Origin of the sequence: Peijinzhouia sedimentorum (assembly GCF_049340005.1) — a bacterium.
In the GTDB taxonomy this organism is placed as follows: domain Bacteria; phylum Bacteroidota; class Bacteroidia; order Cytophagales; family Cyclobacteriaceae; genus CAXBDP01.
In genome coordinates this window covers 1-14063 of record NZ_JBMPIY010000019.1, presented here as the reverse complement: position 1 = coordinate 14063, position 14063 = coordinate 1, and the positions used below count along the sequence as shown (strand labels likewise).

14 protein-coding genes are annotated in these 14063 nt (G+C 38.7%); 9 read left to right on the top strand and 5 right to left on the bottom strand.

Annotated elements, in window-relative coordinates; all coding sequences use genetic code 11:
• Positions 1 to 262 precede the first annotated feature (262 nt).
• From ACOXY8_RS17055 to ACOXY8_RS17045, 3 genes are all read right to left on the bottom strand, one after another.
• Positions 263 to 1174, bottom strand: coding sequence for a hypothetical protein (locus ACOXY8_RS17055; RefSeq protein WP_458332829.1), 912 nt, complete (start codon positions 1172 to 1174; stop codon positions 263 to 265).
• Positions 1175 to 1469: 295 nt separating this feature from the next.
• Complete coding sequence (locus ACOXY8_RS17050; RefSeq protein ID WP_458332828.1) at positions 1470 to 2138, bottom strand: hypothetical protein; 669 nt, start codon at positions 2136 to 2138, stop codon at positions 1470 to 1472.
• Positions 2139 to 2239: 101 nt separating this feature from the next.
• On the bottom strand, positions 2240 to 2782 hold the full coding sequence (locus tag ACOXY8_RS17045) for a DinB family protein (protein ID WP_458332827.1): 543 nt from the start codon (positions 2780 to 2782) through the stop codon (positions 2240 to 2242).
• 57 nt (positions 2783 to 2839) lie between these two features.
• Here ACOXY8_RS17045 and ACOXY8_RS17040 point away from each other — a divergent pair, with 57 nt between their 5' ends.
• The 3 genes from ACOXY8_RS17040 to ACOXY8_RS17030 are packed head-to-tail and all read left to right on the top strand — an operon-like array spanning position 2840 to position 5174.
• Positions 2840 to 3598: an SDR family NAD(P)-dependent oxidoreductase gene (locus tag ACOXY8_RS17040; protein WP_458332826.1), complete on the top strand. Its 759-nt coding sequence runs from the start codon at positions 2840 to 2842 to the stop codon at positions 3596 to 3598.
• 54 nt (positions 3599 to 3652) lie between these two features.
• A complete protein-coding gene (locus ACOXY8_RS17035; protein ID WP_458332825.1) occupies positions 3653 to 4963 on the top strand; it encodes a 6-bladed beta-propeller in 1311 nt (436 codons plus the stop codon).
• A complete protein-coding gene (locus ACOXY8_RS17030; protein WP_458332824.1) occupies positions 4944 to 5174 on the top strand; it encodes a hypothetical protein in 231 nt (76 codons plus the stop codon). Before ACOXY8_RS17035 ends, ACOXY8_RS17030 begins: the two co-directional genes overlap by 20 nt.
• Before the next feature lie 649 nt (positions 5175 to 5823).
• On the opposite strand, the gene ACOXY8_RS17025 is transcribed toward ACOXY8_RS17030, so the two are convergent.
• Both ACOXY8_RS17025 and dusB read right to left on the bottom strand, forming a co-directional pair.
• Complete coding sequence (locus ACOXY8_RS17025; protein WP_458332823.1) at positions 5824 to 6771, bottom strand: DMT family transporter; 948 nt, start codon at positions 6769 to 6771, stop codon at positions 5824 to 5826.
• On the bottom strand, positions 6772 to 7767 hold the full coding sequence (dusB, locus tag ACOXY8_RS17020) for a tRNA dihydrouridine synthase DusB (protein WP_458332822.1): 996 nt from the start codon (positions 7765 to 7767) through the stop codon (positions 6772 to 6774). It lies immediately after the preceding gene.
• A 36-nt stretch (positions 7768 to 7803) separates the two neighbouring features.
• Between dusB and ACOXY8_RS17015 the strand changes: the two genes are divergently transcribed.
• The 6 genes from ACOXY8_RS17015 to ACOXY8_RS16990 all read left to right on the top strand — a co-directional run bounded on the left by ACOXY8_RS17015 (position 7804) and on the right by ACOXY8_RS16990 (position 13950).
• Entirely contained in the window at positions 7804 to 8784 is a 981-nt protein-coding gene (locus tag ACOXY8_RS17015) for a CPBP family intramembrane glutamic endopeptidase (protein ID WP_458332821.1), read from the top strand.
• Positions 8768 to 8944 (top strand): hypothetical protein, encoded by a 177-nt coding sequence (locus tag ACOXY8_RS17010; RefSeq protein ID WP_458332820.1) that lies wholly within the window; start codon positions 8768 to 8770, stop codon positions 8942 to 8944. The genes ACOXY8_RS17015 and ACOXY8_RS17010 overlap by 17 nt, the downstream gene beginning before the upstream one ends.
• Entirely contained in the window at positions 8925 to 9758 is an 834-nt protein-coding gene (locus tag ACOXY8_RS17005) for a phosphatidate cytidylyltransferase (protein WP_458332819.1), read from the top strand. Before ACOXY8_RS17010 ends, ACOXY8_RS17005 begins: the two co-directional genes overlap by 20 nt.
• Positions 9759 to 9844: 86 nt before the next feature.
• The gene (locus tag ACOXY8_RS17000) at positions 9845 to 11119 is read left to right on the top strand and encodes a Glu/Leu/Phe/Val family dehydrogenase (protein ID WP_458332818.1); all 1275 of its coding nucleotides are present in this window, start codon (positions 9845 to 9847) and stop codon (positions 11117 to 11119) included.
• Between the two features lie 204 nt (positions 11120 to 11323).
• Positions 11324 to 12421: a vWA domain-containing protein gene (locus ACOXY8_RS16995; protein ID WP_458332817.1), complete on the top strand. Its 1098-nt coding sequence runs from the start codon at positions 11324 to 11326 to the stop codon at positions 12419 to 12421.
• An 8-nt stretch (positions 12422 to 12429) separates the two neighbouring features.
• Positions 12430 to 13950 (top strand): magnesium chelatase, encoded by a 1521-nt coding sequence (locus ACOXY8_RS16990; RefSeq protein ID WP_458332816.1) that lies wholly within the window; start codon positions 12430 to 12432, stop codon positions 13948 to 13950.
• Positions 13951 to 14063 lie beyond the last annotated feature (113 nt).

The following is a 14063-nucleotide window of genomic DNA, read 5'->3' as shown; positions in this document are numbered from 1 at the left end:
TGTCTTTTTCATAATACCATTTAAAATTGAACATTTTTTTTCAACTTTTAAATGGCCGGACTTTAGGGAAGCTTACAGTATGAGCTGTGGTTTTATTATTTGAAAGTGATGCTAAAGTCTTTTTAATATGAGTAGCTCTTTTTTATAAAAGCAGGGCTGAGACGAAGGATTTTGAATAGTAATTCGAGCTAAATCGGATTGCAAATCCTAAGATAAATTAGTCACGCTTTGCAAAAGCGCGCCAGTAGGAGTCCACTGGCTTTTATGCATCTGTCATTTTCCAATAATTTTCTACGCCAATTTTTTCTCGTCCTTTTAGATATGAACAAAATATTGATACTTTCTTCAAATCAGCCAATCCTCTTGCAATTTTTGGCAACATGGCCTCATTTAGATTTTTATCAGACAGATCAATTCGTTTAGTAACTGTGGGAATATTAGGTTTAGATATTGCATCTTCAAATGGATTATTATTTGAAGTTTTGGTCATAAAATAAATACTTTGAGCATAATTGTTGCCTAAATTATCTCTATACTGTACGTATATTTCAAATCCACTATCTCCAATTGGATAATCAATTGGTATAATAATTTTCTTATTTTTTGGAAATGAATGATAAATTCCTCTCTCGCAAATTGCCCACAATTGATCGTCTATTAAGTTACCAATACTTACACTTTCTTTAAGTTTGTCATCAACCCATTCGTCTATAAATTTTTTATGAGGGTAATTATTTTCATCCTCTGTAATAAACAACCAAATATCTACGTCAAAGATTGGATTATCACTTTGGTTTGAAATTATTAGACATCTTTTTTCTCTGATAATTTTCGAATTGTACTGCAAAAAAGGAAGATTACTTAATCTAATTTGCTCGTTCATTATCTTAGCAGTTTGCTCTTGAGCATCTGCGGTTCTTGATAATTCTTCTCTTGTATATTCTAACTCTTTTCTTTGAAGACTTAATTCTGTTTTTTGAAGATATATTGTATATATAATTCCAGCTAAGGCTAAACCCGAAAACAATGAATTTATCGCGCCAAAAGTATCTCCAAATGACGCACTATCTTTCCAGTCTTTAAAATAAAACCAACTTACTATTCCAGATAAAATCCAAATTAGAATAACAGTAATAATTAGCGATTTCAATGTGATTATCTTATTTTCTGTCATTGTTTTATCAGACTGTGATGCCTAGTTCATTAATGTTATTATATAGTTGCATCTATTTTCCATTTAACGACCAATGTGTTGTTAATTACAATCATTATTCATTTATAAACATAGGGCAATCAAACTAAATATCCAATATGTTTAAAGGACTTCTAATTTGATCAAATCCTTTGGAGAGCAGGAGTCTGGGAAAATAAAAGTGAAGGATTTTGAGTAATAATTCGAGCGGAATTGGATTGTAAATTCTAAAATAAATTAGTTACGCTTTAAAATAGTGCTTCAGTTGGTTTTCAATTTATTTCCTTCTATGGTATTTAATCTCTTTAACTACCCATTTATGTTTTTCTTTTTCAATTAAGACTAAGGTTATAGTGCCAGTTAGCCGAAATTCACCGCCTTTCCAAATAGTTAAAAAATAAAAGCCCTGGGTTCCCAATTCATTGAAACTAACTCTGCTTACCTCAAGTCTAAACTTGAATCCCTTTTCTAATTCTGGGACTTCCAACCCAACTGGTATTATCTGATATTTATGATGAAAGCTTAGGTTTTCAAGTCCAATAAATTTTTTCTCCAAAGACTTAAAGTAGGGAGTTGAGGTTAATCTTAAGTAGGTTAAATCTTTAGTATCACTAGGATTAATTGTCCAATTATTTTCCTTAATGGCTTCAGGAAGAGAGATCAAATAACCATCAAACTCCACAAAATGAGTCAAATTACATTTTTCTTTAACAAGTTCCTTAAAAGTTAACTCAGCAGATTGATTATTTCTATTGGAAGGTATTGTATCAAAAAAAACGCTCAATTCATTCTCAACCCACAGGCAATAATTGGAATAGTAGAATGATTCAAATACTTCAGGTAGGGTTTTAGATAAAGATATAATCTCTTCCTTTTCATATTCATTATTGCTTTTACAACAAATAATGAATATTGTTATTAAAATTACAGATATCCTTAAACTCAATTTTTTATGATTTTATGTTAGCCTTTACTCAATTGATTTTTTAATTATGTTTTCAAAACCTTGCAAGTAGTTGTATTTATTACAATTAAAGCATCCCAACCCTACCCAGGAAAACCCTCCGCATTTTTGATCCTTTCTATCTGCTTGATATGATGATCGATATGATCTTTAAGGAAACGGAAGGTCTGAGTAGGAGTGAGCAATCCTGAAACAGGATGCTTAAATACATAGCGATTGGCTTTGGTATCCGGGTAGTTCTCCGCCCATATTTGCATTTGATTTCGGAGGGCACCCCATTCGTTTTTTACGCTTTCGTAGCCTTGCTTATCGAATGGCTTAAAAGCCTCCCGCGCTTTTTTTGGGACTTTGATTTTGGCAGGCGATTTCAACAATAGGGAAGTAAGCAAGCTTCTAAGGCCAGCTAGTACATTGGCTTTTTTTCCTTTGCCATCACCAAATTTTTCAAACTGCCTTAGCACACCATTTTCAGCCTGTATCAAATGTTGAGCAACATTTAGCATATTCCATTTGTCCTCGCCCGGCACAAATTCCCTTTGCGCTTCTGTGGCATTTGCAATTAACTGAAGCATTTTTAGGCGTGCCTTTTCAGCCTTTTCCCATTGTGTTTTTATTTCCGGATGCATCTCTCTGTAAAATAGGATTTTTTTAAATTTAGTAAATTCCTTCATTAAATTAGCCACATGAACATAGACCTTACTGGAAAACGAATTTTGATAACGGGTGCCTCCCGTGGTATTGGTTTGGCAGCTGCTCAATTGCTTGGGCAAGCTGGCGCCAAAGTGGCCATTCACTATGGAAAAAGTGCCGATTCGGCTGAGAAATTGGCGAAAGAGCTTAATAATGGGAGCTTTGCCATACAAGCAGATTTGGCCAATCCACAAGAAGTAATACAGCTATTTGCACAAGCGACTCAGCAATTGGGCGGTTTGGATGTGCTGGTAAACAATGCAGGAATAGCGATTAGCAGCGATGATGCCGGAGGAAATGATCAGTGGCTCGCCGATTGGCAAATGACGATGCGGGTAAATGTAGAGGCAAGTGCATTGCTTGGCAAAATGGCCGTGCAGCATTTCTCAGCCAATGGAGGCGGGAGGATAATCAATATATCATCTAGAGCGGCATTCCGTGGCGATACAGCAGATTATCTGGCTTATGCAGCTTCCAAAGGCGCAATAGTGGCACTTACTCGTTCCATCGCTCGTGCCTATGGCAAGCAAGATATTAAGGCTTTTATCATTGCTCCGGGTTTCACGCGCACCGACATGGCGCAGGACTTTATGGATCAATATGGCGAAGAATACGCGCTCAACGATATTGCACTAAATGAACTCACCGAACCCAAAGATATCGCACCCACAATCGCCTTTATCGCATCAGGCATGATGGATCACGCAACGGGTTGTACTATTGATATTAATGCGGGGAGTTATGTACATTAAATAATTTTCATGCAATTTTTCAATAGTGATAAACCAGTAAAATTTTTGTCCCAAATGCCAAAATATCTAGGATTTTGCTTGCTGTGGGGGCTCATGTTTTTTGCTTGTGATGAGCCAAAATACGAACCTTTCAATGTATCAACTATTGAGCTGGAAGGACATGAATCCAGCGAACTCAATATTCCAAATTTAGAAGCTCTTGAAATAGCATTTCCAGAAAGTACATTTGAGGTTATTGTCTTAGAGTTTACTCCCAACAGTATGCTGGGAGACATTAGCAAAGTTTTATATGCTGACAATAAATATATTGTACTAGATGAAAGCTCAGGAACTTTGTTTGCTTTTGCAAAAGATGGTAAGTACTTGTTTACCATTGGGAGTAAGGGTTCTGGCCCAGATCAATATATGAAAGCAAAAGGATTTGATTTGGATGCCGATGTAGGTGAAATTGTAGTGTTAGATATTACGGAAAAAATAGTCCATTATAACCTAACAGATGGAGCATATATCAAAGACTACAGACTTGAGGATATGCCTTATGCTAAACTTGCCGATATTAAATTGATTGGGAAAGATTCAATTTTCCTTGCAAAAGGAAAAAGTTCTGAAATCCTATTTCCATTCGACTTGATGATGGTCGTTAATGGAAAAGTAGAGAGTGGAGGTTTCCCAAATACTAGCCCAATGGATACAATTATTGGATCTTACCCAAGTAAATGGTTTTCCCCATCTATTATTGGTGAGTTTGCCTTTATTAGTCCTTATTTTCAGGAAATTCATTTTATGAAGGGAAATAAAGTGAGTCGATCAATGCAACTGAATATGGGCAAATGGATGCTAAGTGAACAAGAGCGAGTTATGCTGCAAGAAATGAGCATACCAGAGAAAGATGAATTCATTAGTATAAATAAAAAGTTCAGCGGTTTTTCAAAAGTAATCTTCAATCAAGATCATTTATTTTTCACTAGTAGAGGGACAGGGCCTGTTGCGTATGATTTTGATACTCAACGAATAGTTGGGTTTGATAATAAGTATCCAGCATTTGGTTTTGCAACAATTGTGGGAGCGTTCGATGATAAGATAATTTCGACCATTAATGGTGAAGAATTTTACAAATCGAATAATATGCTGTTATATAATAATTGGAAACCTGGTTTAAATAACGATAAACTATTTGAAGCAGCTTATAATCATGTAAGTGAGTTGTATCCTGAATGGGCCAAAGCTGTTGAGCTCATGAAAAATTCTGATAATCCACTGTTAATTATTGGCAAAATAAATTTTGGCGAGCCAGAGTATGAGCCAGCGAACTTTGTTCCGAATTGGTCAAATGATTTTAATATTTATGTCCAGAAACATAAATGACAATAGCATTAAGTTATTTGTTTCCAACCGCAACCTGCGTATTACTAATATTCACTTTCGTTTTTCGGTTGGCGATAAATACGCCAATGATAATGGCCAACATACCTATTATTTGACCAATCAAGAGTTTTTCGCCATCGATAATCCTTTCGCTGGCGCACGCGTCCCGAGTGTGATTAATGGCTTTATAGACTGGAATTCAATGACCTAATAGGTTTGTTAACAACTATTTGTATCGAAAAGAGCGCAATGCATAATTAAAAATTGATGAGCTAAACCCATCTTTTACGTTCTTTTGCCTTGATGCCAAAGAACCAAAAAATCAAGGCTGAGGATCTTTTCCCTAAAATATGTTCCATAAATAGGCGACCCAAAGAAACTCGCTGCGCTCAAACAGTCTTTGGCTCTAGAAAGCCTATTTATTCCTCATATTTCTTAACGGGAAAATCTCCTAGGCCAAATTAAGAAAAAGAAAAAACAATGAAGAATGGCGGTTTGAGGGTAGGAGGACAAAAAGGCGAGCCGGCCTGCCGACCGAAGGTGGGCGCTGACCCTGCGCGTGGAAGCTTCTTTTTGTCTAGACTTTTTTGCTTACATTTTGTGGCAATGACAAAAAGTAAGAAAAAAACCTTCAAATAGCATTGAATCCCATTTTTTTCTAGAAATTCATAAACAGCTTTTTGTATTTGCGAGACTCAAATTGTGTAAAGCTCACCGATGGCTAACGCAAGGCTGGCGCACGCGTGTCCCGCGCGATTGTTTATATATTACTGACATTCAATGATTTAATAAACTGGTAAACAACTATGTATCGAAAAGAATACAATGCATAATAAAAGAATCACAATCTAAACTCTTCCTTAAACATTCTTACTACTAGAAGAATTTACCGCAATCTGTGCATTACTAATATTCACTTTCGTTTTGCGGTTCGCGATAAATACGCCCATGATAATGGCCAACATACCTAGTATTTGGCCAATCAATAGTTTTTCGCCATCGATAATCCCCCAGAAAAGCGCAACTATCGGGATAACATACGTAACTGTACTTGTGAATATAGGGTTGGTAAGCTGCACTAGCTTATTGAATAAGATTAGCGCAAAACCTGTCCCAACTACTCCTAGCAGGGCGATGTAACCCAAGGCGATCAAAGCGTCATTTCCCTCTTGCACATGCTGATAAAAGGGCGTGAAGCCAAATAGCACTGTAGCTGATATAGGCATCATAAAAGAAATGGAGATGCTTGCGATAGCAAAAGGCTTGATTTTGGGCAGCTTATATTTGATGATGTTTACATTGAGTCCATAGCAAAAAGTAGCTGCAATTACATAAAATACATGCAGATTCAAGTCACCAATTTCTCCGCCCGATCCAGTGAAAATCAAGATCAGTGTGCCAACAAAGCCTATGGAAATGCCCAGAAGGCTCTTTTTCAAAATGGCTTGGTGGAATAATAGCGCGCCAAGCAACAAGGCAAATATGGGAGTTAAGGCGTTCAATGCTCCTGAAACGGAACTATCCAAATTGGTTTGAGCAATAGCAAACAGAAATGCCGGGAGAAAACTTCCTGTGAATCCCGCAAAAATAAGCCATCTAATTTGCCGAGGAACTAAGCCTCTTATTTGTTTTATCGCTATTGGCAGCATCACAATGGAAGCGCTGAAAATCCGAAAAGCACCCAACTCTACAGCAGAGTAAAAGAGTAATCCCTTTTTGATAAGAATAAAGGAAGTTCCCCAAATTAAGGCGAGGATTATTAGCAGTGACCAAGCCAATAGGCTAGGAGCGTCTTGATCTTTGTTCATTTAGACAATCGCATATTCCGTGCGATAGACGTGATTTATTTCGTGGAGTGTTTCCAATACTTCTTGATAGCTATCACCCTGAACCAACCTCGTGCGGTAAGGTTTGAAGTTTGGAAAACCTTTGAAGTAATTGGTATAATGCCTGCGCATTTCTAAAATACCTAGTTTCTCACCTTTCCAGCGAATAGAGAAATTGAGGTGCTTGGTTGCAATATCCACCCGCTCATCTAAAGTCGGGGCAGCCAGATGCTCGCCAGTAGCAAAGTAATGTTTGATTTCACGGAATATCCAAGGGTAACCAATGGCAGCTCGGCCAATCATGATTCCATCTACTCCATATCTATTTTTATATTCCAGAGCTTTTTCCGGACTGTCAATATCTCCATTTCCAAAAATAGGAATTTGGATACGCGGATTATTTTTGACTTTGGCGATCAATGTCCAATCTGCTTCACCTTTGTACATTTGCGTACGTGTTCGGCCATGAATGCTCAATGCTTTGATGCCAATATCTTGGAGTCTTTCGGCTACTTCTTCGATGTTTTTAGAATCTTCGTCCCAGCCGAGGCGCGTTTTTACGGTAACGGGCAAATCAGTAGCTTTTACGACAGCTTCGGTCAAGCGGACCATAAGCGGGAGGTCTTTGAGCACACCTGCTCCAGCGCCTTTGCATACCACTTTTTTCACTGGACAACCGAAATTTATATCCACCAAATCGGGACCTGTAGCAGCTACTATTTGAGCAGAGAGCTTCATTGCATCCTCATCCCCACCAAATATTTGTATACCTATCGGACGCTCCTCTTCAAAGATGTCCAACTTCTGACGGCTCTTTATTGCGTCGCGAATAAGCCCTTCTGATGAAATAAATTCTGTGTACATCAGATCAGCCCCATTCTCTTTGCAAACTGCACGGAATGGCGGATCTGACACATCTTCCATAGGTGCCAGCAACAATGGGAAGTCTCCCAGCTCAATGTTTCCTATCTTAACCAAGTAGAATTTGAAATTTGGTGTAAATTTACAGCGTTTATGAGCAATAATACTAATCATCCGCTATTGAATGCCGGCTGGCGTTCCTTTATAAAGTTAATTTTCTTCGTAATAGGCGGCCTGTTTGTGGGTCAGTTTTTGGGTTTAATTGTAGCCCTACCATTTCTGAATGCGCCATTTATGGAATTGCCCAATTTAATGAGCAACCCAGAAAATTACCCATCCTCCCGCATTGTACTATTTGTTATTCAGGGAGTTACTGCGCTGGTGATGTTTATAGTAGCTCCATGGTTGTATTTAAGATCAGAAGGAAAATTGACTTTCAATGATCTTTCGTTTAGAGATAATTTGTCTGTAGCCCCACTGCTATTGGTGGCTTTTGGAGTGGTCGTTTTTATGCTTGTCAATTCTGTTTTTATCACCTGGAACATGAATATGAGTTTTCCGGATTTTATGAGTGGCTTTGAGCAATGGGCAAGAGCGCAAGAAGATACACTCGCCAAACTCACGGAATATCTTGTGAAAACTGAAACTAATACGGAGCTAATCTTAGCATTTATAGTTGTGGCTATATTGCCTGCGATAGGTGAGGAGTTGTTGTTTCGTGGTGTATTGCAAAACATCTTTAGAGGTGTGTTAAGAAATAAGCATATAGCCATTTGGTTGTCTGCTATTATATTTAGTGCTATACATATGCAATTTTTTGGCTTTTTGCCTAGAGTAATTTTGGGGGCACTTTTTGGATATATTTATGTGATCTCGGGTAATTTGTGGTATCCCATAGCTGCACATTTTGTCAATAATGGCTTTACTATTTTGTTGGTGGCATTGTATCAGAAAGGGGTAATCCCAATGGATATTGAAGATACCGAAAGTGTGCCACTAGAAGCAGTAGTTCCAGCACTCATAATATTCATAGTAGTTTCGTACCTCTTTATTCAATATTTTAAGAAAAATCCGGGCAAACCGAATGGAAAATTGGCAGAAAGTATACTCTTCGGGAATGCTCCACAGAGCTGAAATAGTGAAGGCGGTTTTGGAAGATAGTGGATTGATGCCTGTTGTAGTTAATAAGCAGGATTCACTTTACAACAATTTTGGTAATTACGAGGTGTTGGTAAAGACAGATGAAGTATTGAAGGCCATGAAAATAATCACAGATGATATCCTATTTGAATAGGTACAATAACCTTACTCAGCGAATTATTACGGCCTTGATTGGTGGCATACTTGTAATTGCGAGTGTTGCCTACAGTGAGTGGGCATACTTTGGGATATTTATGGTGATATGCGTTTTCACCCAATTGGAGTTTTATCGACTCCTTTTTATGGATGGAAATGTGCCACTAAAATTCTGGGGAACGGTATCGGGTCTTACCTTTTTTTGCCTCACATTTCTCATTGAAAAGCAAATATTTCCATCTGAATATTATTTCGCACTTTTTCCGGTGATGTCCGTTACCTTCTTTATCAAGCTTTATAAGAAGACCGAGCGAAAGCCATTTACCAATATTGCTTTCACATTTTTAGGCACTTTTTACGTAGCTGTTCCATTCGGATTATTAAATGTGAGTGCTTTTAGTCCTTCGGGAATATTTGATTGGCAATTAGTTTTAGGTATTCTTTTCCTTCACTGGGCGAGTGATTCAGGAGCTTACTTTGCAGGAGTCAAATTTGGCAGAACGAAACTATTTGAAAGGGTGTCTCCCAAGAAGTCATGGGAAGGATTTATGGGCGGAGCCGTTTCGGCAATAATTATTTCAATGGCATTGGCGCATTTTACCAATAGCTTGTCGCTATTCGAATGGATTGGCGTTGCCACCATTATCGTAATTGCAGGGACTTATGGCGATTTGGTAGAGTCCTTATTTAAACGAAGCATAGATATCAAAGACTCTGGCCGAACGATCCCCGGGCATGGAGGATTTCTCGACAGATTCGACGGATTATTGCTTTCTTCACCGTTCATAGCCACCTTTTTGAAAATATTATAAAGGCACTAACATAAAGTAAAAAAACCCATTAATATTGCACCGTTATTATTGCAATTGCAATTGTTGACAAATCATAAAACCCTATTATGGCTTACATAGAACCCGCACCGATTAAGGATAAGGAAAATCCTTTTGACAGTATGATGTCGCGTTTCAACGTGGCAACTGACATACTGGGATTAGATCAAGAAATTTACAACGTACTAAAATCACCTGCTCGCCAAGTGATTGTTTCCTTGCCCGTAACAATGGACAATGGAAGAATCGAAGTTTTCGAAGGAATACGCGTGATTCACTCCAATATCCTCGGCCCTGCAAAAGGCGGTATCCGATACGATATGGATGTAACAATTGATGAAGTAAAAGCCTTGGCAGCATGGATGACTTGGAAATGCGCAGTTGTTGATATTCCCTATGGGGGTGCCAAAGGTGGTATCAAATGCGACCCGCGCCAGCTAAGTACTGGTGAAATGGAGCGTTTGACAAGAGCTTATACTCGTGCAATGCTTGAAGTAATTGGGCCGGATAGAGATATTCCAGCACCGGATATGGGTACAGGCCCGAGAGAAATGGCTTGGATGATGGATGAATACTCCAAAGCTCATGGCATGACCGTGAACGCTGTAGTTACAGGAAAGCCACTTGTATTGGGAGGCTCACTTGGCCGCACAGAAGCAACAGGTCGTGGTGTGATGGTTTCTGCATTGGCAGCAATGGAGAAATTGAGAATTAATCCTTATCAGGCTACTTGTGCAGTGCAAGGTTTTGGTAATGTAGGCTCATTTGCCGCTTTACTTTTAGAAGAAAGAGGCGTAAAAATCGTTGCTATTTCTGATGTGTCAGGTGCTTATTACAACGAAAAAGGAATTGACATCACGAAGGCCATTGAATATAGAAATGGTAAAAACGGTAGCTTAGACGGATTTGATGGAGCTGAGAAAATTGATGGTGAAGAGTTGCTTACACTTGATGTAGATGTACTTGTGCCTGCTGCAAAAGAAGATGTGATTACGGCTAAGAATGTTGAGAATATAAAAGCAAAATTAATTGTAGAAGGAGCTAATGGTCCAACTTCACATAAAGCAGATGCTGTAATCAATGAAAAAGGGATTATGGCTGTGCCTGATATCTTGGCAAATGCGGGAGGTGTTACAGTATCGTACTTCGAATGGGTACAGAACCGCCTTGGTTACAAATGGACTGGTGAGCGAGTAAACCGCAGATCAGACAGGATTATGAAAGATGCCTTTGATAATGTGTATAAGGCAAGTCAGCAATACAATATTCCGATGCGAATAGCTGCTTACGTAGTAGCAATCGACAAAGTATCGAAAACATATAAGTGGAGAGGTGGATTCTAAAATCTAAATATTCCATTAAATTAAAAAGGTGTTCTAGGAATGGGGCACCTTTTTTCATTTTGGCTTTGATGAATTTTAAAAGCAGATCAAAAACAGCCTAATAAAGTAGATAAATCATCTGCGAATTGGTCATTATTTTTATTCATTCTAATTTAATTGAGAAACCTGAAAACCATTCTAGTACTTGTAGCGTTTTTTGCCTGAATGAAAGGATTCCAATTTACTAAGTATATACCTCCCGCCCTTCCTACGAATGGCGACTTCGATAGCTTGCTCAAAATCTTCTTGCAGTTGGTAAGTATTACTGGCGGCGATCCATCGGAAGCTCTCAACTGGCTAAGCCAACTCGATAAGCAATATCAGCTTACCCAACCCAATTATGGAATTGGTGATTTTATAGAAGATTTGAAGCAAAAGGGCTATTTGGATGAAGACCCTGGAAATGGCAAGATTCAAGTAACGCCAAAAACGGGACAGGAAATCAGAAAAAATGCCCTTGAAGAGATTTTTGGGAAGCTCAAGAAAGGCGGCAAAGGGCAGCATAGAACCAATTTCACTGGGATTGGTGATGAGCAAGGTACAGATATTCGCCCGTTCGAATTTGGCGATAGTCCGGAGCAAATTGCTTTTACCGAATCTCTCCGAAATGCGCAGATAAATCATGGCGTAGAAGATCTTTATCTGACAGAAGGAGATCTGGAGATTAAGGAAAGAGAGCACAAAAGCCAAACATCTACCGTATTGATGATTGATATTTCGCACTCTATGGTATTGTATGGCGAAGATAGAATTACGCCAGCCAAAAAAGTTGCGATGGCCTTGGCAGAACTTGTTACCTCCCGCTACCCAAAGGACACACTAGATATCATCGTGTTTGGAAATGATGCTTGGCAAATTCAAGTGAAAGATTTGCCTTACCTTGAAGTAGGGCCTTATCATACTAATACCGTTGCCGGACTTGAACTGGCAATGGATATTTTGAGAAGAAGAAAGACCAGCAATAAGCAGATTTTCATGATTACAGATGGTAAGCCAACTTGTTTGAAAGTAGGCTTGAAGTATTATAAGAATAGCTTTGGTTTGGATAGCAAAATTCTAAACCGAACACTCAATTTGGCCGCACAGTGCAGAAAATTGAATGTCCCGATCACCACATTTATGATTGCCTCAGACCCGTATTTAAAGCAGTTTGTAAAGGAATTTACCACAGTAAATAATGGAAATGCCTATTACAGCAGTCTGCAAGGGCTTGGTCATTTGATATTTGAAGATTATAAGAAAAACAGAAAGAAGAATTTTTAATAGCCTACATGAATTACTTAGAACTAAACAGTAAGCAAAAACTCAATATAAAGACACTTGGAGAATTGAAAGCGACAGCTTATCAAAGTGAATCGATCAAGGAAGAATTGAGAAGGAATTTGATTGCTCGACTCAAGAAAAAGGAGAAAGTGTTTGAGAAAATTTGGGGATACGAGGACACGGTAATTCCTGAATTGGAGCGAGCTATTCTATCACGTCATAATGTGAATTTGCTTGGCTTGAGAGGACAAGCAAAAACTAGACTTGCAAGGCAAATGGTACAATTGCTGGATGAGTATATTCCTGTGATTGAAGGTTCTGATTTGAATGAAGATCCATTGCAGCCTTTGACATATTTTGGCAAGCATATAATCGCCGAAAAGGGAGATGCAACACCAATAGCATGGCTCCACAGAGATGAGCGATATACAGAGAAGTTGGCAACTCCTGATGTTTCAGTGGCAGATTTGATTGGCGATGTGGATCCTATAAAAGCAGCTTCGCTCAAATTGCCTTATTCTGATGCGAGAGTGATCCACTTTGGCCTTATTCCAAGGTCACATAGAAGCATATTTGTGATCAACGAGTTGCCCGATTTACAAGCTCGTATTCAAGTGGCTTTGTTCAATATTTTGCAAGAAGGCGATATTCAGATTAGAGGCTTCAAATTGAGACTTCCATTGGATATTCAGTTTGTATTTACTGCCAATCCGGAGGACTACACGAATAGAGGTAGTATTGTAACGCCGCTAAAAGATCGGATCGACAGCCAAATAATTACACATTATCCTAAGTCGATTGAGATTGGCCGCAAAATCACCGAACAAGAAGCGAGGATACTTCCAGCGCAGAAAAAGCATGTGAATTTGAATGAAATTGCTAAAGACTTGATAGAGCAAATCGCATTTGAAGCCAGAGATAGTGAATATATAGATGCGAAAAGTGGAGTGTCAGCTAGGCTAACCATTTCGGCTTATGAGAATATGATCAGCGCGGCAGAGCGTCGTTGTCTGATTAATGGCGAAAGCAATACATTTATCCGATTGGCTGATTTGTTTGGAGCAATACCAGCCATTACCGGCAAAGTAGAATTGGTATATGAAGGGGAGCAAGAAGGCCCAGGTATTGTAGCTTATACACTTGTAGGCAAGGCTATTCGCAGACAATTTGCCGAATACTTTCCAGAGCCGAGTGAGTCGCGCAAGAAAAAGGAAAAGGATATTTACAAAGGAATTGTGACTTGGTTTGGAGAAGGAAATGTGGTAGAACTCATTCATGATTTGCCGCAGCAGGAATATGCTAAGCAATTAAAATCAGTCCCAGGTTTGGAGGATTTGGTAAAGGAGCTTTATCCAAATGTAAAAGGTGATGAGCGTTTATTCTTCATGGAATTTGTGCTGCACGGACTTTCCGAATTTAGTCAGCTAAGCAAAAAGCCACTAGATAATGGTTTGCGATTCAATGATCTGCTAAGCAGCATGTTCGAGATGCCGGATGGCATGGATGATGAAGACGAAGAAAATTTCTAAGAAATAGTTTGAAAAGCCCTTTGATACCAAAAGGGCTTTTTTATGTGTGCCGTGCATGGTAACTAACTAGGTGGTGCAAGTCCACTGTGGGGGTTTGTAATCGCCAACCACTA